The sequence below is a fragment of the Cyclobacterium xiamenense genome, assembly GCF_900109255.1.
Classification (GTDB): domain Bacteria; phylum Bacteroidota; class Bacteroidia; order Cytophagales; family Cyclobacteriaceae; genus Cyclobacterium; species Cyclobacterium xiamenense.
Window position 1 is genome coordinate 271,262 of the sequence record NZ_FNZH01000001.1, and the last position, 26,906, is coordinate 298,167.

General features: G+C 48.9%; 19 protein-coding genes. 7 read left to right on the forward strand and 12 right to left on the reverse strand.

All coding sequences use genetic code 11. The annotated features are described in order from the left end of the window. The first annotated feature begins 22 nt into the window (after positions 1-22). Positions 23-2,758 carry a DUF6797 domain-containing protein gene (locus BMW71_RS00910; protein WP_092168185.1) on the forward strand — a complete coding sequence of 912 codons (2,736 nt, stop codon included), beginning with the start codon at positions 23-25 and terminating at the stop codon, positions 2,756-2,758. Between the two features lie 62 nt (positions 2,759-2,820). Here BMW71_RS00910 and BMW71_RS00915 read toward each other — a convergent pair whose 3' ends face one another. Next, the gene (locus BMW71_RS00915; RefSeq protein ID WP_092168188.1) at positions 2,821-4,392 is read right to left on the reverse strand and encodes an L-serine ammonia-lyase, iron-sulfur-dependent, subunit alpha; all 1,572 of its coding nucleotides are present in this window, start codon (positions 4,390-4,392) and stop codon (positions 2,821-2,823) included. A gap of 176 nt (positions 4,393-4,568) precedes the next feature. On the opposite strand from BMW71_RS00915, the gene BMW71_RS00920 reads away from it, so the two are divergent. The 5 genes from BMW71_RS00920 to BMW71_RS00940 all read left to right on the forward strand — a co-directional run bounded on the left by BMW71_RS00920 (position 4,569) and on the right by BMW71_RS00940 (position 12,137). Then, positions 4,569-5,444 (forward strand): AraC family transcriptional regulator, encoded by an 876-nt coding sequence (locus tag BMW71_RS00920; RefSeq protein ID WP_092168191.1) that lies wholly within the window; start codon positions 4,569-4,571, stop codon positions 5,442-5,444. Positions 5,445-5,698: 254 nt separating this feature from the next. Then, a complete protein-coding gene (locus BMW71_RS00925; protein ID WP_092168194.1) occupies positions 5,699-7,927 on the forward strand; it encodes a S9 family peptidase in 2,229 nt (742 codons plus the stop codon). Positions 7,928-8,005: 78 nt separating this feature from the next. Beyond that, positions 8,006-8,923, forward strand: a complete 918-nt coding sequence (locus BMW71_RS00930) for a dihydrodipicolinate synthase family protein (protein WP_092168197.1) — start codon at positions 8,006-8,008, stop codon at positions 8,921-8,923. A gap of 80 nt (positions 8,924-9,003) precedes the next feature. Further along, positions 9,004-10,410 (forward strand): aminopeptidase P family protein, encoded by a 1,407-nt coding sequence (locus BMW71_RS00935; RefSeq protein ID WP_244891036.1) that lies wholly within the window; start codon positions 9,004-9,006, stop codon positions 10,408-10,410. 242 nt (positions 10,411-10,652) lie between these two features. Beyond that, a complete protein-coding gene (locus tag BMW71_RS00940; protein WP_092170110.1) occupies positions 10,653-12,137 on the forward strand; it encodes an NAD(P)H-hydrate dehydratase in 1,485 nt (494 codons plus the stop codon). Between the two features lie 2 nt (positions 12,138-12,139). On the opposite strand, the gene BMW71_RS00945 is transcribed toward BMW71_RS00940, so the two are convergent. From BMW71_RS00945 to BMW71_RS00975, 7 genes are all read right to left on the reverse strand, one after another. Next, the gene (locus BMW71_RS00945) at positions 12,140-13,315 is read right to left on the reverse strand and encodes a PQQ-dependent sugar dehydrogenase (RefSeq protein ID WP_092168200.1); all 1,176 of its coding nucleotides are present in this window, start codon (positions 13,313-13,315) and stop codon (positions 12,140-12,142) included. 73 nt (positions 13,316-13,388) lie between these two features. After that, positions 13,389-13,988, reverse strand: a complete 600-nt coding sequence (locus BMW71_RS00950; RefSeq protein WP_092168202.1) for a ribonuclease HII — start codon at positions 13,986-13,988, stop codon at positions 13,389-13,391. Continuing rightward, positions 13,963-16,635, reverse strand: coding sequence for an MGH1-like glycoside hydrolase domain-containing protein (locus BMW71_RS00955; RefSeq protein WP_092168205.1), 2,673 nt, complete (start codon positions 16,633-16,635; stop codon positions 13,963-13,965). The genes BMW71_RS00950 and BMW71_RS00955 overlap by 26 nt, the downstream gene beginning before the upstream one ends. A 217-nt stretch (positions 16,636-16,852) precedes the next feature. Beyond that, a complete protein-coding gene (locus BMW71_RS00960) occupies positions 16,853-17,974 on the reverse strand; it encodes a glycosyltransferase family protein (RefSeq protein WP_092168208.1) in 1,122 nt (373 codons plus the stop codon). 5 nt (positions 17,975-17,979) lie between these two features. Beyond that, on the reverse strand, positions 17,980-18,798 hold the full coding sequence (locus BMW71_RS00965) for a UDP-2,3-diacylglucosamine diphosphatase (protein WP_092168211.1): 819 nt from the start codon (positions 18,796-18,798) through the stop codon (positions 17,980-17,982). Between the two features lie 143 nt (positions 18,799-18,941). Beyond that, on the reverse strand, positions 18,942-20,285 hold the full coding sequence (locus tag BMW71_RS00970; RefSeq protein WP_092168214.1) for a sensor histidine kinase: 1,344 nt from the start codon (positions 20,283-20,285) through the stop codon (positions 18,942-18,944). Continuing rightward, complete coding sequence (locus BMW71_RS00975; RefSeq protein WP_092168217.1) at positions 20,275-21,654, reverse strand: sigma-54-dependent transcriptional regulator; 1,380 nt, start codon at positions 21,652-21,654, stop codon at positions 20,275-20,277. Before BMW71_RS00975 ends, BMW71_RS00970 begins: the two co-directional genes overlap by 11 nt. A gap of 203 nt (positions 21,655-21,857) precedes the next feature. Here BMW71_RS00975 and BMW71_RS00980 point away from each other — a divergent pair, with 203 nt between their 5' ends. Beyond that, on the forward strand, positions 21,858-22,286 hold the full coding sequence (locus tag BMW71_RS00980; protein ID WP_092168220.1) for an FKBP-type peptidyl-prolyl cis-trans isomerase: 429 nt from the start codon (positions 21,858-21,860) through the stop codon (positions 22,284-22,286). Positions 22,287-22,344: 58 nt separating this feature from the next. Here the strand turns inward: BMW71_RS00980 and BMW71_RS00985 are convergent, their stop codons facing one another. From BMW71_RS00985 to ftsH, 4 genes are all read right to left on the reverse strand, one after another. Further along, the gene (locus BMW71_RS00985; RefSeq protein ID WP_092168225.1) at positions 22,345-22,779 is read right to left on the reverse strand and encodes a T9SS type A sorting domain-containing protein; all 435 of its coding nucleotides are present in this window, start codon (positions 22,777-22,779) and stop codon (positions 22,345-22,347) included. Between the two features lie 158 nt (positions 22,780-22,937). Then, positions 22,938-23,771: a hypothetical protein gene (locus tag BMW71_RS00990; RefSeq protein WP_143057517.1), complete on the reverse strand. Its 834-nt coding sequence runs from the start codon at positions 23,769-23,771 to the stop codon at positions 22,938-22,940. Then, on the reverse strand, positions 23,752-24,537 hold the full coding sequence (locus tag BMW71_RS00995; protein WP_092168231.1) for a UDP-2,3-diacylglucosamine diphosphatase: 786 nt from the start codon (positions 24,535-24,537) through the stop codon (positions 23,752-23,754). Before BMW71_RS00995 ends, BMW71_RS00990 begins: the two co-directional genes overlap by 20 nt. Before the next feature lie 300 nt (positions 24,538-24,837). Beyond that, on the reverse strand, positions 24,838-26,886 hold the full coding sequence (ftsH, locus tag BMW71_RS01000) for an ATP-dependent zinc metalloprotease FtsH (RefSeq protein ID WP_092168234.1): 2,049 nt from the start codon (positions 26,884-26,886) through the stop codon (positions 24,838-24,840). Between the last annotated feature and the right edge of the window lie 20 nt (positions 26,887-26,906).

The following is a 26,906-nucleotide window of genomic DNA, read 5'->3' on the forward strand; positions in this document are numbered from 1 at the left end:
AACAGAATCGTTGACAAAACCCATGAAGTTAAAATTTGATGCAAAACAGGCGCTTGTTTTCCTATTTATTGCCTTGGCTTGCGAAAACAATTCCGACAAGAAGACCACCATGGAAATCTCGGCTGATGGTTTTATCCTTCAGGAATCCGATCTACCGGCTTACGAAAAAAACATCGATCATAGAGGATTACTGGAAGCCCTTGGCGACAGGCACGGGGAGTCCATGCGTACTGGAGAACACATCTATACGAATACCTGCGCCACGTGCCATGGGGATCCGGAACAGGAGGGATCCTTGCCGACGGCGTTTAAATTTTGGGAGGGCACGTTTAAGGTGGGAAACGATCCTTATTCCATTTACCAGACCCTTACCCGCGGTCACGGTGCCATGCCTCCCCAGGTAAACCTGACGCCTGTGGAAAAATACGACGTCATTCACTACATACGCGAAACGTTTGTAGCCCCGGAAAACCCCACCCAATACCTTGCCCTCAACGAAGCGTATCTGGCAGGTTTGCCTGCTGGCAGCAGCATGGGGCCGGAACCCCGGGAATACAAGCCCTGGGCGGAGATGGATTACGGCAACTTTCTGATCAACACCTACGAACTGGTGCCGGCGGATGCAGCCCCCAGGCAGCGGTCCACCGGGCCGGTGCAGCCGCTCCCGGATGAGGATTTTAGCAAGGCTAATTTTGCCTACAAAGGCATTGCCGTTCGACTGGACGAAGGAAGCGGGGGCGTGGCTGCAGGAAATGCCTGGATGCTATTTGATCACGACCTGATGCGGGTAGCCGGCGGCTGGACAGGAGAAGGTTTTATCGACTGGGAAGCCATTCTTTTCAACGAAAAACACAACATTTCGCCGAGAACGATCGGAGAACTGCACTTCGAAAACGAAACCGGCCCCGGCTGGGCGCATCCGCGAAGCGGAACGTTTGAGGATCCCCGGTTTCAGGCCCGCGACGGACGCAGATTCGGACCCCTTCCCCGGGATTGGGCACAGTACAAAGGGCTGTATGAGTACGAAGACCGGACAATCGTTTCTTACACCGTAGGCGATACACCTGTTTTGGAGACATTCGGTGTTGCGTATTCTGGCGATCGGCCCGTTTTTACCCGAACATTGAATCTCAGCCCTTCGGGTGAATTACTAAAAATGCGGGTGGCTCCAGTGGGAACAGAAGTAGCCCTGATGGGGTCAGGAGCGGAACTGGTAGAGGAAAACGGCTACCAGCTACTGCACGTCACGGCTACCGACCCGATCAAGATCAAGCTATTTCTGGCGGCACCGGGCTTTACAGGCTTGCAGGAGTACGTGCGTAATGCCGCTCCCGCCGAATCGTTATCGGCGTTTATCAGTGGAGGGCCCGCCCGCTATCCGCAACTTCTGGAGACGGCCATAATACCGGGGGAGCAGGAGGGTGCTTTTCAGGTAGATATTTTGAATCCACCGTTTAACAGTCCCTGGAAAAACCAGCTGCGCTTGAGTGGGCTGGATTTTTTCAAAGACCGAAACAAAGGTGTGGTTTGTGCCACGGATGGAGACGTTTGGCTGGTGGAAGGATTTACCGAAAACGAGGGCAAACTGACCTGGCAGCGCATCGCATCCGGGCTATTTCAGCCCCTGGGAATCAAGGTAATCAACGAAGAAATTTTTGTAACCTGCCGGGACCAAATCGTCCGGCTGCAGGATTACAATGGGGATGGAGAAACCGACTTTTACGAAAGCTTCAATAGCGATCATCAGGTTACCGACCATTTTCATGAGTTTGCCATGGGCTTGCAGGCCGATGCAGAAGGGAATCTGTACTATGCCAAAAGTGCCCGTCATGCCCGAGAAGCCCTCGTACCGCAGCACGGGACCTTGCTACGTGTCAGTCCGGATGGGGAGCGCACGGACATTATTGCTACGGGATTTCGGGCGGCCAACGGGGTCTGCCTCAATCCGGACGGTACCTTTATTGTCACCGATCAGGAGGGGCACTGGAACCCCATGAACCGCATCAACTGGGTGGAAGAGGGCGGTTTTTATGGCAACATGTTTGGTTTTAATCCACCGGCGGATAGCACCGACTCCGGAATGGAACAGCCGCTGGTGTGGGTAGAGCGGGAGCGGGATCGATCGCCCTCCGAATTGCTTTGGGTGGATAGTAAAAAATGGGGAGCCTTGAACGGTAAACTGCTCAGTTTCTCGTATGGTTACGGAAAGATCTATCTGGTTCCATTTGAAAAACTGGACGGTCAGGTACAGGGAGGGATCGTAGAGCTTCCCTTACCTCGTTTTGCCACCGGCGTGATGCGGGGTCGGTTCAATCCAGAGGATGGTCATTTGTATCTTTGTGGGCTTTCTGCCTGGGGTTCGACGCAGCCCCAATTGGGAGGACTCTACCGCATTCGCATGACCGATACCCCGGTGAATCTGCCGGTAGGAATTCAGGCCCAGGAAGATGGGGTGCTACTAACCTTTACCGAAAAACTGGATGAAAACAGCGTAGAAAATTTGGACAATTTTACCGTTGCTACCTGGGATTTACTGCGGTCAAGAAAGTACGGATCCAAGCATTACAACGAACAGGAATTGCCCCTGGAGGCGGCCGAATTGGGTCGGGATGGAAAATCGGTTAAGCTAAAAATCCCTGGTATTCAACCCACATGGGTGATGGAGATCCACTATTCGCTGGAAAGCGAAAGCGGCGAAGCCGTGGAAGGATTGATTCAAAACACCATTCACAAGCTGGGAGAGGCATCTTCCTTGTAACAAAAACCCCTCCAGTCACATACCTGGGCTGGAGGGGTTAATACGCTATTTGGTATGAATTTTTAACAGCTTTTATAAAATTGGCCCTGTCCGAGTTTTCGTTCGATTTCTTTTGCGGCCTTCGTAATAGATAGCCCACCCAGATTGGTGCAGCGCAGGGTATTGGGAATGCTTTTGCCCACCTCGTACATGGTTTCGATGACTTCGTCCAGGGGAATCAAATGGTCGTAATCCGCCAGTGCCATGTTGGCGCAGGAAAGGGCATTGGAGGCGGCCATCACATTTTTGTTTAGGCAGGGGGCTTCCACCCGGTTGCCTATGGGATCGCAGATCATGCCCAGGGAGCTTTGCAAGGCCATGGAAGCCGCGGAAATACTTTGGGGTAGCTGGCCCCCGGCCAGGTATACCAGCGCGGCAGCAGCCATGGATGAGCCCGAGCCGCATTCTGCCTGGCAGCCTCCCACTTCGGCAGCAAAGGTAGAATGGGCCGCAATAAATACACCGATCAGACCTGCAATTAGCAGGGCTTTTACCGTTTCCTCTTCCGATAAGCCCAAGGAGTCCGAAACTCCCAGTACAGCACCGGGCATGGCCCCGCAGGAGCCGGCGGTTGGTGCGGCCACGATTACTCCCATGGAGCTTTTTACTTCCATGATCGCAGACACGTACATGATGATTCGGTTCAGCACGTCTCCATCCACAAGCTTTTTGCTTTCCATCAGGGATTTGAATTTCACGGATTGTGGACCCAGGATCCGGTCCTGGTATTCGGTGCCTTTCAGGCCGGTGCTCACCGCATCCTTGAGGATTTTTCGGATGTCGTCCATTTTGTCCAGTACCTCTTGTTCCGAAATGTTTCCCCGCATGCTTTCGTACCGGAGGGCCAGCTCCCAAAGCGATAGGTCCTTGCCTTCGTTATAGGCCAACATCTCCTCGCAGGTAATAAAAGGAACTTGTTGATTTTTGGCGGTGAGCACTGGCAAAACGGGCCGTATTTGTTTTACCCCGGACACGTTTTCAAGTTGTTCCAGTTCCCCTAAGATCGCTTCCTCCAGAAATTGTTGTGCTTTTAGTTCAATATAGGGTGGCTCGCCGGTCCGTATTTCCAGACCATCTACCTCCGGTAAGGCATGACTTAAGTAGTTTATTGTGCCAGCTGGATCGTTAGTGTAGATCAGGGTCAGGTAGCAATCTCCGGCAAAGGACACCTCGGCCCCGTCAATATCAATTACTTCGATCATGCCTCCGCCGGTAGAAATGGCCGTTACCTGATGCGTCTCCCAGGGATTTGTCAGGGTGATTTTGTAGGTATTGGGGTGGTCGGCCTGTATATCGCGGATGGAAATGGTAACTTGAATACCGGCAGCGCCCATGTGCTGCTCGGCCTGAACCAGGCGCTCGTCGTACGCCTCCCATCCCAGAAAGCCGCCAAACAATCCCATATCCGATCCCTGTTCCTTGTGGGTAGTGGCCAGGGAGCCCTCCGGATCAAATTCTATTTCAATGGAGGAGATGCGCCCGCCCATTAGGTCGTGGCAGATCCGTCCGATTCGAAGCGAAGCGGCACAGTGAGAGCTCGAAGGTCCCCGCATCACCGGGCCTACGACGTCGTTAAATATACTTGGATAGTTCATGGTTGCTATTGTTTTGGTCTGTAGTTAAATGTAGTGGTATTTGCCGCCGATCCATTTTCAAATTTTAGCTAATTTGTATACTATCTTAGCAATTCGCTGATTATTTGTATGCTTTTTTGCTTTCTATCTGCATTTGGTCTAAATTAATCGAGTGAGTAACCATTGTTCCTTAAGCCATGCAGCCATTACACTTTAAAGTACCCCGATTAAAAGAAGAGACCATCCGGGTGGAATGTTGGGACCTGGATAATTTTTTCGAACCCATCCATTACCACGAAGAGTTTCAGATTTCATTGATCCGGGAAGGGGAGGGTTCCCTGTTTGTTGCGGAAAGCGTCATCCCCTTTAAGAAAGGGGAGATTTACCTTTTTGGCAAGAATCTTCCACACGTATTTCGAAACAAAAACTTTGCCTTTGCCGGTAGCGGCCACCACAAGGCCAGGGCTGTCTCGGTTTTCTTTAATCAGGATGTGCTAAAAAATTCGCTATGTGACATTCCGGAAGCTTATGCCATACAGCGATTGATTGATTTTTCGGTATATGGGGTGAAGGTTTCCGATTCCAAACAAGCAGAAATCAGTAGAAAGCTGGCCGTACTTCCCGACAAAAATTCCTTTGAACGATTTCTGGGGCTGTTGGATATCCTTGAATGCATCTCCAAGGACAACAACCTCCATTTTATTTCATCGCTGGGCATTCCCTTACATTCCGTACAGGAGAATTTACCCAAGATAAACCTGGTTTTTGATTACGTAAGGAAAAATTTCAGCGAAAAGATCAGCCTCAAACAAGTTGCAGCATTGGTAAACATGTCGCCGACGGCCTTTTGCCGGTATTTTAAGTACAAAAGCCAAAAGACCTTTTCCCGGTTTTTGATAGAAGTTCGGATAGCCAATGCCTGCCGCCTCTTGTACCAGGATGATTTCAATACCTCCGAATGTTGCTACAGTTCCGGCTACAACAACCTTTCCAACTTCCACAAACATTTTAAAAGTGTCACCGGTATGACGCCGCTTGAATACAGAAACAATATCCTGAAACAATCGAATTGATTTCCGATGGATTGCTTGTGCCGAATACCGAGAAGCAGGCAAATAAAAATTGCTGCATGGCGAAGGGTTGCATCGGCGTGGGTTTCCTGTTTTTCGTTAAAATACCATACCCTTTGGATAAAATGATGGAATAGTAAATCTATTGGAAGCGCCTATCTTTATGCCTGTAGTTAGCGAGCGGTATTCCAGGAGATTGGAAGGCATAGCCGTATACGCTGACTGGGTTTAGGTGTGCAACTAGTTCGTGTCTGCAAATGAATAAGATCGTTTTTCTTTCGGTGTATTTTTTTATCCTTTCAGGAGTCGGTTTCTCCCAACGCAGTTTTAGCCTGGAGGATATCTACCGGGACAATGCATTTGCTGCTGCCAAATTCGGCCCCATTCGGTGGATGCGGGATTCGAAGGGCTATTCAAGTATTGAAAAGAATGCAGACGTAGACGGGGACGACCTGGTTCGGTACGATGCAGCCTCAGGCCGGCGAAGCCTTCTTGTGTCTGCGGAAGAATTGATTCCGGAAGGTCAGACAGCACCTTTGCAGATAGCCGATTACCACTGGTCGGCGGATAACCGGAAGTTGCTGCTTTTTACCAACACGCGAAAGGTATGGCGGTACCATACCCGGGGTGACTATTGGGTATTGGATCGGGAAACAAAAGCATTGAGGCAGCTTGGTAGGGGACTCCCGGGGTCCAGTCTGATGTTTGCCAAGTTCTCTCCGGACGGTTCCCGCGTCGCCTATGTAAGCAAAAACAATATTTTCGTTGAATTCCTGGAAAGTGGAGCGATCATTCCACTTACCAACGATGGAGGAGAAAATACCATCAACGGTACCTTTGATTGGGTATACGAGGAGGAGTTGGGATGTCGCGATGGCTTTCGCTGGAGTCCCGATGGGGAGCACATCGCCTACTGGCATTCCGATACGCGCGACATTGGGACTTTTTACCTGATAAATAACATTGACTCGGTGTATTCCCAACCCATTCCCTTACCCTATCCCAAAGTCGGAAGCAAGCTATCAACCGTCAAAATCGGTGTGGTTTCTGCTGAGGGAGGAGACAGCAGGTGGTTTGCAGTTCCGGGCGACCCAAAAAACAATTACCTGGCCCGGATGGATTTTATTCCGGATTCTGACGAGGTGCTGATCCAACAGCTAAACCGGCGGCAGAATACCAATACCGTTTGGGCGGGGGATATCACTACCATGTCGCTTTCCCGGGTGCTGGAAGAAAAAGAAGAAACCTTTTTGGACATTCACGACAACCTGATTTGGCTGGATGGACAGCAGTACTTTACCTGGACCAGTGAGCGGGACGGATGGAGGCATTTGTACAAGGTATCCCGCGATGGATCTTCCATTACCTTACTCACCCAGGGGGATTTCGACGTGGAACGAATCAGTCACATCGATCCCGAGGGAGGGTATGTGTATTACATCGCCTCTCCTGATAATTTCACCCAACGGTACCTGTACCGAAGCCCGATAGACCGACCGGGGCCGGCTGAGCGAATTACACCTACCAATCTTCCCGGACAGCATGCCTATCAGCTTTCGGGCGACTCACGCTTTGCTATACACACCTATCACAATGCGGTCAGACCCCCGCGCATTTCGCTGGTAGCACTTCCTACCCATCGCGAATTACGGATATTGGAAGAAAATCGGGCGCTTAAGGAAAAATACGATGCTCTCGGACTACGTCCGAAGGAGTTTATCAAAGTGGATATTGGTGAGCTGGTCCTGGATGCATTTATGATCAAGCCCATTGCGTTTGACCCGACCAAGAAGTATCCGTTGTTACTCTACGTGTACGGCGAGCCCGCGGGATCTACTGTGCAGGACAGCTGGATGAACGGGGATCTTTGGCACCAGTACCTGGCGCAGCTGGGTTACGTGATCGTGAGTATTGACAACCGGGGAACCAAAACTCCACGCGGCAGGGATTGGCGAAAGTCCATTTATGGGCAGATAGGCATTCTGGCCGCGGAGGAGCAGCATGCAGCCGCTCAAAAGATCCTCTCCTCCCATGACTTTATCGATGCATCCCGCGTGGGAATTTGGGGATGGAGCGGTGGAGGTCAGATGACCTTAAACTGTATGTTCCGCTACCCAGACGTGTACAAAACTGGTATTGCGGTATCCTTCGTATCGGATCAGCGCCTGTACGATGCCACGTATCAGGAACGCTACATGGGGCTCCTGGAGGACAATCCGGAGGGATACCGGGATGGTTCTCCCATTCATCACGCCCAGCACCTGCAGGGCGATCTGCTTATCATGCACGGCACGGCCGATGACAACGTACACTACCAAAGTTTTGAAATGTTGGTAGATCGTTTGATTCAGTATAACAAGCAGTTTTCCATGATGGTATACCCGATGCGGGCGCATGGGATCAATGAACGAGAAAACACCTCCCTTCACGTGCGAGAGACCATGAAAAAATTCTGGATAGAACATTTGGAACCGGGACCCCGTTAGGCGGAGCCCTGAAAATGCGTTTATACTAACCCTGAATGCAAAACAGTAGGCTATGTTGAAACTCTTAAATAAAAAGCTATGATAAAATGGAAAGGAGTATTTCCAGCGATTACCACCAAATTTACTTCGGATGACAAGCTTGATTTAAACGCTTTTCATGCCAATATCAAGGTACAACTAAAAGCGGGAATCGATGGAATCATCATCGGTGGTAGTCTGGGTGAGGCAAGTACGCTCAGCGACCGGGAAAAAGAGGTACTGGTACAATCCACCGTGGAACTGGTATCTGATAAAATTCCAGTAGTACTGACCATAGCTGAGCAATCCACGAAAAAAGCGGTGGAGTTGGCACAGGCCGCGCAGGAAAGTGGCATCAAGGGCTTGATGGTTTTGCCGCCCATGCGGTACTACGCGGATTCGCGCGAAACGCTTGCATTTTTCAGGGAAGTTGCGGCTGCCACCGACCTTTCCATCATGGTTTACAACAATCCCATCGATTATAAGATTTTGGTAACCCCGGACATGTTTGAGGAATTGGCATCGTGTAAGAATATACAAGCTGTCAAAGACTCATCCAGAGACCTCACGCTGATTACCAAGATGATCAACCGTTTTGGAGATAGGTTCAAAATCCTGGCAGGTGTAGATCCATTGGCCCTGGAAAGCCTGGTACTCGGGGCGCATGGCTGGGTAGCCGGCCTGGTATGTGCGTTTCCTTACGAGACTGTGGCCATTTATCGCCTTGTAAAGGAAGGGCGAATTGCAGAGGCATTGGAAATCTACCGTTGGTTTTTCCCACTTTTGGAATTGGATATTCACCCAAAACTGGTGCAATATATCAAGTTGGCAGAGGTCGCCACCGGTTTGGGAACGGAATACGTACGGGCACCGCGGCTGATGCTGTCCGGGGAAGAACGGAAGCAAATTTGGAAAATTATCGAAGATTCGCTTGCTGTACGGCCCGATCTACCGACCTGGCAAAAAATGACCCTATGAGCGTTGGGTAAGCCAGGAAATTTTATAGAGATTTACACACGGGTATTTCTACCCGCACCGGCTTGGTGCACCCAAACTGTATGGAACGAACCATGGATTTATTTTCAAAAGAAACCTACCAGGAACGACGACGCAACTTGATGAAATCCGTCTCTGGCGGGGTTTTATTGTTTTTAGGTAATGAAGAAAGTAGTAGTAATTTTAAAGACAACTGGTATCCCTTCCGGCAGGATAGTTCCTTTTTGTATTTTTTTGGGCTGGACTTGCCGGGTCTGGTAGCAGTGGCGGACCTGGAAGCGGACCAGGTGATCCTCTTTGGAGACGAGCTGTCTACCGAAGAGCTGGTATGGCATGGAGAAAAGCCCAAATTGGTAGATTTGGCGGCCTTGGTTGGGGTACAAGAAGTGAGACCATCCAAAGAGATTGGCAGCTTCCTTGCCAAATCCACCCAGCGTAGAATTCATTTTCTACCCCCTTACCGGCCGGAAAATACCCTGAAGCTGATGGACTGGCTGGGCCTTGCAGCCGCCCAAATTCAGGACCGGGTTTCGGTGGAATTCATCAAGGCCGTTGCGGTGTTACGATCGATTAAATCAGCCGAGGAAGTCCGTGAGATTACCAAAGCAGTGAACCATACCGTAAACGTGCATCGCAAGGTCATGCAAAGCGCCCAAGCGGGCATGTACGAATACGAATTGCTAGGAATGGTCTCCGGGGAAACATTGTCGGGAAGAGGTAGCCTTTCGTTTCCGCCCATCATTACCACCGATGGGCAGACCTTGCACAACCACCGGTATGCCAACCGCCTGGAGCGGGGGAAAATGCTACTCGGTGACTTTGGTACCGAGACAGCCATGCATTATGCCGGCGATATTACCCGCACGATTCCGGTCGGTAAGCGGTTTTCAGCAGTACAGCGAGAGGTATATGAGATCGTATGGCTGGCGCACCGTTCGGCAATTGCCGCGTTGAGGCCAGGCGTACGTTTTCTGGATGTACACCTCCTGGCCTGTCGGAAGATTACCGAAGGGCTCAAAACCATGGGGCTTATGAAGGGTGATGTAGAGGAGGCCGTACGACAAGGAGCGCACGCCATGTTCTTTCCCTGCGGCCTGGGTCATCTGATGGGATTGGACGTACACGACATGGAAGATTTGGGTGAGTCGTACGTAGGATACACGGATCATTTGCAGAAAAGCAGCCAATTTGGCCTAAAATCCTTGCGATTTGGCAAGGAACTGGAAGCAGGGCAGGTGCTCACAGTGGAGCCGGGTATTTATTTTATTCCCCAACTAATGGATTCCTGGAATGCCCAAAACCTGCATCGGGACTTTATCAATTTCGAAAAATTGGCCGATTTTCGTGATTTTGGTGGTATTCGGATCGAGGATGATTTTCTGATTACGCCTAATGGTTCGGAGCTTTTGGGTACGCCACTGGAAACTTCCCCCGACGAAGTTGAATCCCTTCGTAGCAACGCGGGTTAAGGTGGCTCCCGGGAGCCATTTGCGTACTCCTGCGCGCTGTGCGGATCCCCGGTAGGCTACCATTTTTCCCTAATCCCGGGCGTTTCATTAGGTTATTTTTTTTTAAATCCCGAACTTCTGTTTCATTTAGCAGCTTCCACGGCAAACGAAGGGGTCCCGGTCAGGTTGGCCGGTAAGCGCATTGGCTCCTCCGATTTTCCGTGCGGCGAGTGGCGGTATTCTGGAACAAAAAAAGCAAGGACATGCAAAAGATACTTTCGGGTAATGAGGTAAAATCACTGGATCAACAGTACGTTGCAGGGGAAGGAATTTGCTCGTACCAACTGATGGAACGAGCGGCGCGGGTTTTCTGTGCGTGGTTTGTTCAAGAGGTACCAATGGAGAAATCCGTTTCCATTTACTGCGGGACAGGAAACAATGGAGGAGATGGGCTGGCCATTGCACGAATGCTTGATGGGAAAGGATATTCGGTTCATGTAGGGCTGATAGGGGATCCAGATTCCGGTTCGCCCGATTTCCGGCAAAACCTTCAGGTTTTGCCGGAAAGGGTTTCCCTGGATAGCTGGGAAAAATGTCCTTCCGGGCAGGTGATTGTTGATGCGGTTTTTGGCGTGGGTATCAATCGACCATTGGGCGGTGATTACCAAAGCCTGGTGCAGGAGTTAAATGCCCGTGCTGCATTAAAAATAAGTGTGGACATGCCGTCGGGCCTGCCTTCCGATGGGCCTGCCGAGGGGGATGTGTTTCGAGCCGATTATACGGTGAGTTTCCAATTTCCAAAGCTTTCTTTATTGGCACCGGAACACGCGGTATTCACCGGCAAGCTAGTGGTTAAAAGCATCGGTATCGACAGACGTTATTTTGAATCCTTTGATTCCAGACGGTTTTTTTATTCGGGTGAAGCCCTGGAAACCCTGCACAAGACTTTTCCAAATTCAAGCCACAAGGGTGATTTTGGGAGAATCATTTTGGCAGGAGGAAGTTATGGCAAAATGGGATCCATCGGCCTGAGTACCCGTGCCGCTTTGCGTACCGGGTCGGGCCTGGTTTTTTGCAAGGTCCCTGCTTGTGGCGTAGACATCCTACAAACCAGCATACCGGAAGCCATGGTACTGCCACCCGGGGGAGAAACCGAAGTGGGTGGTAGCCTGGAAACCGAGGGGATCGATGCGGTGGGCATGGGTCCCGGGCTTGGCAAGGGCAAAGGTGCGGTGGAATTAGTGCATGAGTTGCTGCGCCGTTACTCCGGTCCCACCGTTCTGGATGCCGATGCCATCAATATTTTGGGCGATCATCCGGAATGGCTGTCGTTTTTGCATGCCAAGGTGGTGTTGACCCCCCACCTCAAGGAGTTTGAACGGCTCACGGGCATTGAAGGGAAAAATCATTTTCACCGGATGGATCTTGCCAGGGATTTCGTAGTGAAATACGGCTGCGTGTTGGTGCTAAAAGGGGCCTATACGCTGATTAGTTTTCCGGATGGGCAACAGGTATTCAATAATTCGGGCTCCGTACACATGGCTACTGGCGGTTCGGGAGACGTATTGACCGGCATACTCACCTCGTTTCTTGGGCAGGGCTATTCCATGAAAAACGCCGTTTTATGTGGTGTGTTTCATCACGGACACGCCGGGGAATTGGCAGGGTCCCAATTCGGAAGGGGGACCCTGGCCAGTGATATCCTTGAAAAAATACCCGAGAGTTTTCGGCATTTCGGTATCGTCTGATTTTATTCGAACGTCAGTTTCAAAATTTTATCATCATGTAGGCGCAACGCTGCCCGCCCGTCAGTATTGCTGGTGGTCACGTACAGATTTCCATCGGGCCCAACGGTGACGTCCCGCATTCGTCCGTAAATCCCTTTGGAAGGGGCATAGGAAAACCAGCGTTCGACCCGCTTTACTTCGTACTCGTTTTCCTTATCGACTACCAATCGGATCAGTGCTTGCCCTCCAAGGGAGGCCACATACAAATCCCCTTTGTAGAAAGTCATGCCGGCCGGAGGGACGGCCGCTTTGTTCCAGGAGGCTTTGGGATCCACATAGGCTTGCATCCCGGGAGCTCCGACAACGATGGGCCACCCATGGTTACCTCCTTTTTCCACCATATTTATTTCGTCCCGGTAGCGCACACTTCCCTCTACTTCAGCGCCCGAAGGACCGTGTTCAGAGTTAAAGAACGCGCCCGTCTCCGGATCCCAGGCGAATCCCTGCACCACCCGATGCCCGTAGGAATAGACCGGTGAGTTGGGAAAGGGATTGTCAGAGGGAATTGCCCCTTCGTCGGTTAGTCGCAGTATTTTGGAGGCCAGGTTTTTGGTATCCTGTGCCACAAAGGGCTGGGACATGTCGCCGGTTCCAATGTACAGCATGCCGTCAGGGCCGAACGCAATCCGACCACCCAGGTGGATTGCATAGGCCGGTATTTTGTCCAAAATCACCTTGTCTACTTGGGCAGTAGTGCCGGTATCTTTTAGCCGAACCACTTTACTTAAAAGCCGATCTTCCGCATCCCGGTAGGCATGCATGACGTAAATCCACTGATTGGTTTCAAAATTCGGATGTACTGCCATACCCATCAGGCCGGCATCCACTTCGTGAATGGTACCGGGAACATCCAGGTAGGGGACTGGTTCGGAATGCCCGGCGGGGATACGGACGATCGTTCCGGGTCGCTGTGCTACCAGGGCGTCGCCATTAGGCAGAAACCGGAGGGACCAGGGTATGGTCAGGCTATCCACCCAGACTTCAACTTTTACACCGGGTACCTCCGGGAGAAATACGTCTTCGGTTTTCTGTGGTACTTCGCCCAAAATGGGCTGGGCTTTTTGCACAGGGGTTTGCGCCTGCAAGCCAAGGTGCAGGAAGAGGAAAAGGAGTAGGTAAAAAACAGGTGTGGGATTCATATGCATTCGGTTATTTTTATTTGTTTAAACCCTCTTGGAACAGCATTCGTTCCAGCCCAGACCGGATCTTCGCTTACAGGTCGATTTTCAACTGCTCCGGTAAGAGCCGGAAGGATTTGCGGTGTAGGGGACTGGGGCCCAGTTTCCGAATGCCTTCCCGGTGTTCTCGGGTAGGGTAACCCACGTTTCGTTCCCAGCCATAGCCCGGATAGTCCCGGGAAAGCCTGGCCATGAGTTCGTCCCGGTAGGTTTTTGCCAGGATGGAGGCGGCTGCAATGCTGGCAAATTTCCCATCTCCTTTTACGACACAATCGAAGCCGATGTCTCGTACCGATTTGAATCGGTTTCCGTCGATCAGCAAATGATCGGGTGATACATCCAACGCATCTACAGCCCGATTCATGGCCAGAAAGGAGGCGTTCAGAATATTTAATTCGTCGATTTCGGCTACCGTAGCGCTTCCTATGGCCCAGCTCAAAGCCTGGGATTTAATCTCTTCTGCTAGCGATTCCCGGCGGGATTTGATGATCTTTTTGGAGTCGTTGATCCATTCATTGGCGTAGTCGGGGGCAAGGATCACCGCTGCTGCCACCACCGGTCCGCACAAGCATCCCCTGCCTACCTCGTCGCAGCCGGCCTCTTTTCGGTTAGCTTTTAAATAAGGTAGCAGCATTTGGATAAAACTCTTTCTCCTTGTAGTACTTGTGGATCAGTTCCGCCACCAGACCTGTCCAGCCGGTCTGATGGGAGGCCCCGAGGCCCCGGCCATTGTCCCCATGGAAATACTCGTAAAACAAGATCAGATCCTGGAAGTGCGGGTCTTCCTGCATTTTTTTGTTGTCTGCGTAAATGGGGCGGTAGCCGCTGGAATCCTTGCGAAACAGGTTGATTAGCCGAAGTGATAGTTCCTTTGCGATCAAGTCCAGAGTCATAAACTTTCCGGAACCGGTGGGATATTCGATGGAAAAAGTACCCCCGTAATAAAAATCAAATTTTTTCAGGGATTCGATAATGAGGTAATTGATAGGAAACCAGATGGGGCCTCTCCAGTTACTGTTGCCGCCAAACATGGTGGTCTCCGATTCACCGGGCGCGTAGCTGACCGAAAACCGGCTGCCATTGATCTGCACCGAATAGGGATTTTTGAGGTGGTCTTTGGACAAGGAACGGATGCCGTACTCGGATAGAAATTCGGTTTCATCCAGCATTTTGTACAGAATGCTTTTCATGCGGTGCCCGCGGAGGAGCGAAAAAAGCCTTCTTTTTTCCTGACCGGGATGTATCCAATTGGAAACCAACGCGGCCAACTTTGGTTTTTCCTTAAAAAAGAAATCCAGACGTTTTTTGAATTCGGGAAGGTCGTCGAAAAGCTCTTCCCGTATGGGTTCCACTGCAAATAGCGGAATGATCCCCACTATGGACTTCACCTTCATCAACTTTGGTTCTTCTCCCGACAAGTGCAACACATCAAAAAAGAAATTGTCTTCGTCATCCCAAAGGCTGATATTTTCTTTGGAGATATTGCTCATGGCCCCGGCGATGTATAAAAAATGCTCCAAAAATTTGGTCGCTGTATGCTGGTATACCTTGTTGAATTCACACAAATCCAGGGAAATTCGCAGCATGTTCAAACAAAACATCGCCATCCAGGAGGTAGCATCTGCCTGCTCGAGTTTCCCGAAGAGTTTGTCCACATGGCTTCTATCAAAAACGCTGATATTATCCAGCCCCAAAAACCCACCTTCAAAGATGTTTTTACCCTCCTCGTCTTTTTGGTTGACCCACCAGGTAAAATTAAGTAGTAATTTGTGAAAGGCCCGTTCCAGGAACTCCTGGTCGCCTCTATTCTGTCCGTTGTATTTTTTGTCAATTTGATACACCCGCTGAACCGCATAGGCATGTACGGGAGGGTTGACATCGTTGAAATTCCATTCGTAGGCAGGCATCTGCCCGTTTGGGTGCATGTACCAATCGTTTAACAGGACCAAAAGCTGGTCTTTTGCAAAATCCGGGTCCAGTCTGGCCAGGGGTATGCAGTGAAAGGCCAGGTCCCAGGCGGCATACCAGGGGTATTCCCATTTGTCCGGCATGGAAATAATGTCGTAGTTTTGCAAATGGCGCCAATTGCTGTTTCTGCCCGACTTTCGTTCCTGCGGAGGTTGGTACCTGCCCGGATCTCCTTCCAGCCAGCGCTCCACGTTGTAGTAGTAAAACTGTTTGCTCCATAGCATGCCGGCAAAAGCCTGGCGTTGTATCAGCTTCATTTCCTCGTCCTTCACCCGCTCCTGCAGGTCCCCGTAGAAGGATTCCGTATCTGCTATTCGGTCCTGAAAGGTTTTTTCTGCAGACTCCAGGGGTGTTTCCGTTGCTGCGTGTTGCATCCGAAAAACAACTTCCGCTTTTTCTCCTGCCGGGATGCAGATTTTGTAGATGGCCGCTGCTTTGGTTCCGGTAAATTTGGGGTTCAGGTGTTTTTTATCTCCCTGTAAAACGTAGTCATTGATGGCATCCTTCAGGTATTTCTTCTGGTTGCCGATGTGGTACAACCGCTCCCGGTTAGTTTCGTTGTCGCAAAACTGTAAATCCGGTTCCCCTGAAAAGGTGAAGGTGTAGTTTCCGGATTTTGGAGAAAAAGCGGTCATTTTTGAAGGTCCGCTTTTTTTCAAACTGGGCATAAAGGGTTCATCCCCGGTAAACCAGGTTTTTCTAAACCAAATGGTGGGCATTACCCAGATAGTGGCTTCTTCCGAACCGCGGTTATGAATGGTAGCCCGGGCAAAGATATCCTCCACATCGGCTTTGGCGTACTCAAGAAAAATATCAAAATAGGCATTCTTGTCAAATACACCGGTATCCAGTATTTCGTATTCTTTTTCGTTTTTCCCCCGCAATTGGTTTTGTTCCAACAGCTGCTGGTAAGGGAATACTTCCTGGGGATACTTGTACAGCATTTTCATGTAGCTGTGCGTAGGAGAGGAGTCCAGGTAGTAGTACAACTCCTTCACGTCTTCTCCGTGATTGCCCTCGTTTCCCGTAAGCCCGTAAAAACGCTCCTTTATTAGGGGATCTTTTCCATTCCAAAAGGCCCATGCAAGACAAAGCTTCTGTTTGTGATCGCTGATTCCCCCGATCCCTTCCTCTCCCCATCGATAGGCCTTACTCCGGGCATCGTCGTGGGTGACGTTTTCCCAGGCAGCTCCATCCGGACTGTAATCCTCTCTCACGGTGCCCCATTGTCTTTCGGTGAGGTAGGGCCCCCATTTTTTCCAATGACGGATTTTTTCGCGGTTTTCCTTTAGTCGTTCTAACTCTTTATTCATGGGTATAGCTGGCCGTCCGTATAAAGAGCGAATTTAAACCATTTACCGTTCTAATTGCCAACTTATCCCGGATGTATTTCTATTTTTTTCTAATGAGGTTAAATTTTGTACGTTCTTGTTGTCAGTAAGCCATACAAGCAGCCGATAGGTGTTTTTTTTGACCTGTTTTTTTCACGTCAGACTGAAAAATTGGGAATGGATCGGCAGTGGATATGTATCAAGGGGTTACGGGAACCTCCTCCGCGACAGGCAGGCGTTTCAGAAAGTCGGCAAATGCTGTCTCCAGCCCGTGTTGCCATTGGTAAAATTCCTTGCCTGACTGGCTGCTGTCGGTTTCTTCCTCCAATAGTTTGTCCAGAAATTCAGCCGCAAAGCGATCGGCCGCCATTCCTGCTCCAGCCTTTTCCGCGTCGCATGCATTGCATTGCTGTTCGTATTGTCCTTTCACCGGAACCATCAGGGCCTTTTTTCCCAGATACATGGCTTCTGCTATGGATTCAAAGCCCGCGGTGGACAGGTAGGCCTTGCATTGACTCAGTTTTTCAACGAACAGCCGGTCGTCAATGTGATGAAACGTTAGGTTGGGCAGCGCCTGATAACCCGGGGGCATTTTTTGGGCATCCCAAAAGGCCTCTATGCAAATACTTGGATGGTTCGCCGCAATGGTGTATACCTCCTTTGCGTAGCCCGAATTGACGATGTATACGAGAAAAAAATCCCGGGTAGCGGGACTGGCTTGACGGACGCCATTGCGAATCAGGGGAGGCCACACAACCAGGTTTTTCTTCTTTCCCACCCGGCGGGGTTCCCATAGGGAGAGCGCAATGATTTGGGAGGAATTCCAGCAGGTAATGCGGGTATTTAGTTTGAATAATAGCTTTTGAACGCCTCCCGGTTGGGCAAAAGTAAAATCCGGATGGTACATCAGGTATTGGTGTCCGATGGCGAGGTAAGTGGCCCGCTGAGGGTAGCACATGGCATAAATCCCTCCCAGTATATCGTAAAAATTCAAGATGCAATCCGGTCGATGCGCCTGTACCCAACGATCCAGCTGTCGAATGCTGCGGATATACAGCGGTAGCTTTTTTAGGTTTTCAAGAATGGTCGAACCCATCTTGATAGCTTTTTGCTCCTTATCGGTGACAAAATTGGGGCTTTGTACCCGGTAAACCGGGCAAGAAAATGCTTGGAGAAAGTAGGCGGGGGTTTTTCTACGCGTGCTGCTGCCTACCACCACTGCTGCTACTTCATGGCCCTGATTTCGAAGCAGTTCGCTGACGACCATGGCCTGTGTCATGTGTCCCCTACCTTCGCCCTGAACAATGAATAAAAATTTCATGGCAGTTAGGAAAATTTATCTATCCGGGAAACGGTCGGCTCCCGGAGGGGAATTACCTTGCTTTCCTCCTGCTGACCTTTTCCAAAATCCAGCTCGTTGTAATAGATCAGCTGCCAATTACCCTCATGGTCTTCGGCAAGTGCGCTCAACGATTCCACCCAATCGCCGGAGTTGAGGTAGTCGATGCCGTCAATAGTCCGTATTTCTGCTTTGTGGATGTGTCCGCAGATGATGCCGTCACAGCCTTTGGACCGGGCGATTTTGCAGAGTTCGGTTTCAAATCCGTCAATGTAGGACACAGCAGATTTTACCTTGGATTTTACATACTGGGAAAGGGAGTAATAGGGAAGTCCCTTTTTACGCCGGTAATGATTGACCCGGGTGTTGAGCCAGAGTAAAAAGGTGTAGCCCATATCGCCGAGGTAGGCGATCCAACGCAGGTTTGTCGTGATGTTGTCAAATACGTCACCGTGAGTAATGAAGTATTTTTTACCCTGGCTTTCGTATACCAGGTCTTTTTGTATCGACAGATTGCCGATTTCGAGCGGCAACACCTGGTCTAAAAAATCGTCGTGGTTTCCCCGGAGGTAAACCACCTTTGTTCGGTCACAGTCGATCATTTTTAGCACCCGGTTGAATACCCGTGTATGCTTTCGTTTCCAACTACCGGATTTTTTCAACTGCCACCCGTCGATAATGTCTCCATTGAGAATGAGGTTTTCGCATTGGTACTGCTTGAGAAACCGCACCACCTCTTTGGCTTTGGAGCCTTTTGTTCCCAGATGTATATCGGAAAGAACAATGGTTTTAAAGTTTGTTTCCAAAACGTTGTTGTTTTGGAAGCAATGTAGCTGGATAAGATAAACTGGTGATGAAGAATCGTTTATCAAAATGCTATTAAAGTAGCTGATCTACCGAAAGGTGTGAATGAATTGTTACCTACCGGTTATACGGGTGTTGGCCTACCTCATGCATTGAAGATAAGTTTGAAGATCGTCCCCTTGTTTCGGGACGACTTCACTTGAATATTGCCCTTATGTCTGCGCATGATTTGCTTGGAAAGGCTCAATCCGATGCCCGATCCCCTCTTTTTGGTGGTAAAGAAGGGAATAAATATTTTACTTAGGGCTTCTTCTTCAATGCCCTTGCCGCTGTCCTCTACTTCGATAATAATTTTGCCGTGATCATCGATAAAGGCCCGTAGGTATAGGTTTTTTTCAGGTGCATCCTCCAGGGCATGGATGGCGTTTTGGGTAAGGTTGATCAGTACCTGTTCGATCTGTGAACAATCTGCAAATAAAAGAAGGTCTTCCGGAGTGATCTGTTTGTGCAGGTTGACCTTCTGAGTTTCGAGCTGATTTTGCAAGAGCATGTCCATCTGGTCGAATAAGTCATGGATCTTAATTGCCGAAAATTTTGGTGCCGGTATATGGGCGAGACTTCGGAAATCACTGACAAAGTTGATCAGCCCCTCGCTGCGTTTTTCAATAGTGGATAGGCCCATCTGGTAATCCTGAAGTTCCTCCGTATCCACCGCTGCCTGCTGATTCAGTTTTTGGTTAATATCCATGCTGATCGTAGCCGCTAGTGAGGATATGGGCGCAATGGAGTTCATGATTTCATGGGTCAGCACCCGAATCAGGTTTTGCCAGGCCTCCATTTCCTTTTCTTCCAGTTCACTTTGGATGTTTTGCAGGGAGACCAATTTGAATTTAACATCCCGAAGTACCAGCTCGATGGCATAGACGGAGAGCTGCATGATCCCGTCCGGATGGGCGATTTTTATCAATTCGCTTCCACCCGTACGCAGGTTTTCGATGGCATGATGGAGTTCTTTGTTGATGGAAGCGATTTCCTGGATATGGGAAAGCTTTTCAATGTTTAACATGCGTTTGGCGGCCGTGTTAAGGATCTGCACGCTGCCGTCTGCCTCGAAGGTAATCAGACCGATGCTGAGGTGCTGAAAGACCGTCCGAAAATAGTGGAAGTTGGCTTCTTTTTCCATCTGATCTTCCTTGAGTTTTGCCAAAATGGCATTGAATTCGATATGCAGGTCGTCGGTTTCTGTCCCGTCGAATTTCACCGGATAGACCGTGGAATAGTTGTTTTGTTTGATATTGTCCAAAAACTGACGTACTTTTTTAAAGCTGCTTTCCGCATAGCGGATTAGGAGTATCAGCTGTACAAATGTCAAAATAATGAATAAGGAGATGGCAAATACGCCCGCCTCCGTTAGGATCATGTAAGCAAACAAAAACAAGGTCAGGGTGAGCACAAAAATCCTACCCAGTAAGCCGATTTTATAATCCATATTTTTCCAACCTTCGGTACAGGGAGGCCCGCGTCAATCCCAGCGCTTTTGCTGCTTTGGAAATGTTGCCTCCGTTTTTGTCTATGGCTTTCTGAATCAGGGTTTTTTCGACCTCGTCCAGATTGTAGGTATTGGTGCTGACTTTATCGGTGGCAGGCTTTCCAGAAAGAAAGAAGAAATCCCGGCTATCCAGCTCGTTTCCTTCCGCCATGATAATGGCCCGTTCGATGGCATGCTGCAGTTCCCGGATGTTTCCCGGCCAACTATACCGTTGCAGCAGTTGCAGGGCATTTTGCTTCAGGCCTTTGAATTGCTTCCGGTATTTGGCAGAATAGACCTTTAGGAAATGGGCGGCTAAAATGGGGATGTCGTCTTGCCTGTCCCGAAGTGGCGGAAGAAAAATTTCCACCGTATTGATTCGGTATAACAGGTCCTGCCGGAAACTGTTTTCCATAATCATTTCGTGCACCGGCATGTTGGTGGCACATATGAGTCGAATATCTATCGGGATGGATTTATTGGTACCGATCCGGGTTACTTCCCGCTTTTGCAGTACGGTAAGTAGCTTGGATTGTAGCGGCATGCTCAGGTTGCCGATCTCGTCCAGGAACAAGGTCCCCTTATCCGCCACTTCAAACCTTCCGGCCCGGTCTTCCTTAGCGTCGGTATAGGCTCCTCGTTTGTGGCCGAAGAGTTCGCTCTCAAACAAACTCTCCGTAATGGCACCCATGTCCACGCCTACGAAAATCTCGTCTTTCCGCTCCGAACGATCGTGAATAGCCCGGGCGATCAGCTCTTTTCCCGTCCCATTTTCCCCAAGAATCAGGATGTTGGCATCCGTTCGGGCCACTTTCTCGATGATGGAAAAAACGTTTTTCATGGAGGCACTCTGCCCGATGATATCGGAAAAGGGTTTTTTCAGATCTGCCTGCAACTGCCGTTGTTTACTGGATAGCTTGTCGACCTCGTTGTAGCTTTCCTTTAATTTGATAGCTGCGGACAACGTGGCCAATAATTTTTCGTTTTGCCAGGGCTTTAAAATAAAGTCTGTAGCCCCTTCCTTAAGTGCCTGCACGGCCATCTCCACATCGCCAAAAGCGGTAATCAGGATAACCACCGCTTTTGGATCGATTTCCTTGATCTGACGAAGCCAATGAAACCCTTCTTTTCCGGAGGTGGTATCTTCCGTAAAATTCATGTCCAAAAGGATCACGTCAAAACTATTATTCGTAACCAAAAAAGGGATCCGTCGGGGATCTTTTTCGATATGTACCTCTTTTGCATGCTTTTTTAATAACATTTTGGCGGCAAACAAAAGGTCTTCGTTGTCGTCAATTATCAACAATTTGCCTAAATTCTTATCTTCCATCCTTTTTTAACCGATTAGTGCTGAAATAATGCCAATGTTAAATCCTGCCAATTTACAAAGAAAATGCCGATTCACCTACTTGTGTTGTCCGTAATTGGACATAATTGGTACGAAAATGAACAAGTAGGGATTGATATTCCTTTGCTTTTTATTCCCTTGATAAAAGTGCTATCTTTGCTATTTAAACAAAAAAATACATACATATGTCTGTAGCAACTAAAGGAAATACCGTAAAGGTACACTACACAGGAAAACTAAAGGACGGAACAATATTTGACTCCTCCCAGGATAGGGAGCCGTTGGAATTTATTTTGGGAGACGGGAAAATGATCAAGGGATTTGACGTGGCCGTTCAGGGTATGCAGGTAGGAGACGATAAGAGTGTGACCATTCCTGCCGACGAGGCTTATGGCCAAAAACGAGAGGACATGATGTTAGACGTACCCATCGAACAGGTTCCTGCGGATATCAAACCGGAAGTAGGAATGGATCTTTCCATCCAAAACCAGCAGGGACAACCAACCCCCGTAAAGGTGGTTCACGTTGACGAGGCTAAAATCACCCTGGATGCCAACCATCCCCTGGCAGGGCAGGACCTGGTATTTGATATCAAACTTGTCGAAGTATCGTAAGGTATGCATTAGGTAAAGGAAAGGGGGGAGACCATGCGCTGCAAGGGTCTCCCTTTACTTATTTATCCAATGCCGAGCTTTTTTCTAGGTTTCCCTGCGGATTGGCATAGATGCTTTTTGTTTTGTTGTATTTGGCATTGCCTACCTCTACTACAAAGATCTTGCTGTTTAAATGGGTGAAATCGTAATTTTTTTGCTTTCCGTCCGCTGGCCGGAGTCGGTCGTGCAAGATAAGGTTACCCAGTATGTCGTATATTTTTACATCGGTGAGTTGGTTATTGGGTTTTTCCAAAACCAATTTAAATTTTTTATTTCCCAGCGACTGAAGGTCAAAATTAACAATGGGAGTACTCAGGTCTTTTGGAAAAGAAATGGATGTCTCAACTGGCCGTCCGACATTTTGTGCCCGAACCAATAGGCTGCCTGCATAAAAAAAGGCCATCAGGAGAATGACCGGAAATAGGAGTCTGTGGGTATGCGTATCTTCATCCATTGATGTGCAAATTGCAAAAATCGAATTGAAAAATTTTAATTTTTCACCTATAATTACTATTAATTAACAAAATTATAATTTATATCGGAATACAATACTCCGAAAGGAATCAAATTGTTTGGTTTTATGTAAGTGGTACGGTGACATGGGCTTTCCCATCAATAGTTATCCGGGCGGTCATAGGCGTAGAGCTTGGATGAAGTCAACAATAGAATTTGGTTTTTGGTCAATGCCAAACCGATGATTGGGGGTAGTGCCGGTAGGGCAAGACTGCTGCGGTCCCCGTTCAGAAAATTGGTTCTTACCAATCGCTGGGTTTCCAGATGGTAGGTGTGTTCGTTGTCCACAAAGGCGGGAATACTCCCCGCTAGCGGAAGTTTTTTGATTAGGTTTGCCTGATTGTCAAAAAGGTACATGCCTTCATCGACTATTTGTAGAAATAGGATGTTTTTCCGTTCCAGCAACTGCAGCACCTGCAGGCTACTGTTCGGTAGCAGGATGTTTAGGGGTTGTTCCTGCAACAGTTGCCCCGTGGAAAAATCAATTTTTTTCAGGCTCAGGTCTGTTTCGTCGTATAGCCAGAGGCCATGGTTGTTACCCAGCGTGGCCTGACTAATATAGCCCCCAAAGCCCAAATCCGCCATTGAGTTTCTGCTGAGTGGGTTCAGGAAGCGATCCAGGATTTCGATTACCTGCTGACCCGCAGAAAAAAGAAACAGATTTACCGTCCAGTATGCCTCTAACTGATTCAGTTCCGTGCTGATAGCCGGTGCATAGATGTTTAGCGAATCTCCCCCTGCGTCAAACTGACGCAAATAGCCGCTTCGGTCGCTGACAAAGATCGCACCGTTTCGGTCTACGGAAATTCGGGAGGCCTCGCTCAGGTCCAATTGCCATCGTTCTCCGGACAGCTGTATATCCTGAGCCAATCCTGGAAGGGCGGCGAGGAGAAAGGAAAAGAATAGCAGGCTGCTAATCGGATTTGATGGCATATCCGTTGTAGGATTTGAGTTGGAAGGCCCATCCATCGAATTCGCCATAATGGCACTGATGTACCCATTCACCAAGATTAAAATAGGTGGCTTCGCTGGAAACCGAAAGGTTTAGTGGAAGGTGCCGGTGCCCAAAAACGTAATAGTCAAAGTGCATTTTCTTTTCAATCTCCAGGCAATATTGGTACAACCACTCGTTCTCCTTTCCTTTGAATTCCCCTTCGTTTTTTTGATCGTTCGTTAAGCGACTGTTTTGGGACCAGCGATGAGCAATGGCCATGCCAATATCGGGGTGAATCCATTTAAATAGCCATTGGCAGGTTTTGCTCGTGAAAAATCGTTTGAGTATCTTGTATTTGCGGTCCCCTGGCCCCAGTCCGTCTCCATGGCCGACCAGGAATTTCTTCTGATTAATTTCCATTTCCTGGGGATGGTGAAATACCGGAATATCCAGCTCACTGGTGAAATAGTCTTTCATCCACAAGTCGTGGTTTCCGGTAAAGAAGAATAAAGGAATGCCCTTTTCTCTCATGGCAGTAATCTTGGAGATAAATCGCACGAATCCCTTGGGTATGACTTTGTCGTATTCAAACCAAAAGTCAAATATATCTCCTACAAAGAAAACCGCAGCCGCATCCTTTTCGATGTCACTTAGCCAGTTAATGATTTTCTTCTCCCTTTTTCTGCTGGATTCCGCATCGGGTGTTCCCAGATGAAAGTCTGAGACAAAATAGACTTTTTGGTGATCCAATAACCGAATTTTCATTTTTGGTGTAACATGCGTATCGTTTCCGAAGGATGACATATCTGGAGTACTAGTTATTGCACCATCGTACACACGAGGCTTCCATTGGTAAGGGAAAGGGGCTGAACCGGCCAACCCCATCGCAAGTTAAAAACAATCGCCTAAAAAAAGAGCAATAGCGCCTGGAAAGCCTCCTGTGCCAGGCAATTTTGCCGCTGACCGTAGGGCATGGGGTCCGTGTTGCCTCCAAAAGCAATTCCAGAGCAATAGCGGGTTTTGCCGCTTTTGCTCTGGAACTGGGGTCATCGTCGAGGTCGGGTATCAGTCCTTGTTTTCTACTACGTCTTCTTTGGATTCCTCCGGCTCTCCGGTGGCTTCCGCATCGTTTTTGACTTCAGCTTCGATCTTTTTGCCGTCTACGACTTTGGTGAATTTCTCATAGGTGGTCTCTTTGTCAAAAGGTCTTTTTCCTATAAGGCTTTCCAAATCGGATTGAAAAAGGATCTCCTTTTCCAATAACTCCTTGGCAATTATCTCGAGTTCGTTCCTTCTGTCGTTCAGTAAGGTAATGGTTTTGCCGTAGGAAAACTCGATTAACTTTCGAACTTCCTCGTCAATGGTTTGTGCAGTGCTTTCCGAATACGGTTTATCAAATTTGTATTCGCTCCCCTTGCTATCGTAAAAGGATACGTTCCCAATTTTTTCATTCATCCCGTATATGGAAACAATCGAATACGCCATCTTGGTGATGCGTTCCAAATCACTCAATGCTCCTGTAGAGATTTTACCGAAAATAATCTGTTCTGCGGCTCGTCCTCCAAGGGCCATACACATCTCGTCGATCAATTGCTCGGTTTGGTAGAGAAATTGTTCCTTGGGAAGGTATTGTGCATAGCCCAAGGCGGCTATACCTCTTGGTACGATACTCACCTTCACCAAGGGATCGGCATGCTCCAGAAACCAACCGGCTACGGCATGACCGGCCTCGTGGTAGGCAACGATTTTTTTCTCCTCCGGAGAGATGATTTTATTTTTCTTTTCCAAACCACCAATGACCCGGTCGACGGCATCCTGAAAGTCCTGCATGTCTACCGCGTTTTTATTTCGTCTTGCAGCAATCAAGGCAGCTTCATTGCAGACATTGGCTATTTCTGCTCCGGCAAAACCGGGAGTTTGAGCCGCGAGTTTTTTGGGTTCTACGTCATCCGACGTCTTGATTGGCTCCAAATGGACCTTAAAGATGGCCTCCCTTCCCACAATGTCCGGCTTGTCAATACTGATTTGACGGTCAAATCTACCAGCGCGTAAGAGCGCGCTATCCAGTACGTCCGGTCGGTTTGTTGCCGCCAACACGATTACTCCGGAGTCGGTGCCAAATCCATCCATCTCCACAAGGAGCGAGTTCAGCGTATTTTCGCGCTCGTCATTGGAACCAGGCATTTGCCCTTTTCCCCGTGAGCGTCCAATGGCGTCTATTTCATCAATAAAGATGATGCAAGGTGCTTTTTCTTTGGCCTGTTTGAAGAGGTCCCGTACACGGGCAGCTCCCACACCGACGAACATTTCCACAAAATCTGACCCGGATAGGGTAAAGAAAGGTACCCCTGCTTCACCGGCCACTGCCTTGGCTAGCAGGGTTTTACCGGTACCGGGAGGGCCAATCAATAGCGCACCCTTGGGTATTTTGCCACCAAGTTTGGTGAATTTCCCGGGGTTTTTAAGAAATTCGACGATCTCTTCCACTTCTTCTTTCGCCTCATCCAGGCCTGCCACGTTGTCAAATGTAATTTTGACCTTGTTCTCTGCATCAAACAATTGGGCTTTGGATTTGCCCACATTGAATATTTGACCTCCCGGACCGCTTGGCCCTGACATGCGACGCATCATCATCCAAAAAAGGAAAAATATCAAAATCAGAAAGCCGAAACTCGAGATCCAATTTCCCCAACTTTCCTGTTCTTTGGCCGAATAGCCGATGCGTTCTTCCTCGGGGAGTTGCTCTTCCAGGCGGGTATAATTTTCAATAAAATTGTCTACGGACGCGATGTTGATTCGGTAGTGAGGTCCTGTTGGATTGTAAAATCGGTTTTGGGCTTCCAATTCGTCTTTGTACCGTTGGTTTTCGAGTGCCTCTTCCCGAAGGGAGACCTCTACGTAATTTTGATTGTAAATCACCGTAACCTTCCGGACATCGCTGCTTAGCACCATATCCTCAAACCGTTTCATCGTGATTTCTACCGTAGCTGAATTTTGGTTGAACCAAGTGACACCGATCAGGACAATAACCGCGGTTATGATCAACCAAATTTGAAAATTAGGTTTCTGAGGTGGTTTTGGAACAAATTTTTTCGATTTATTTTTATCACTCATGTTGATTTTTTTATTTCTAT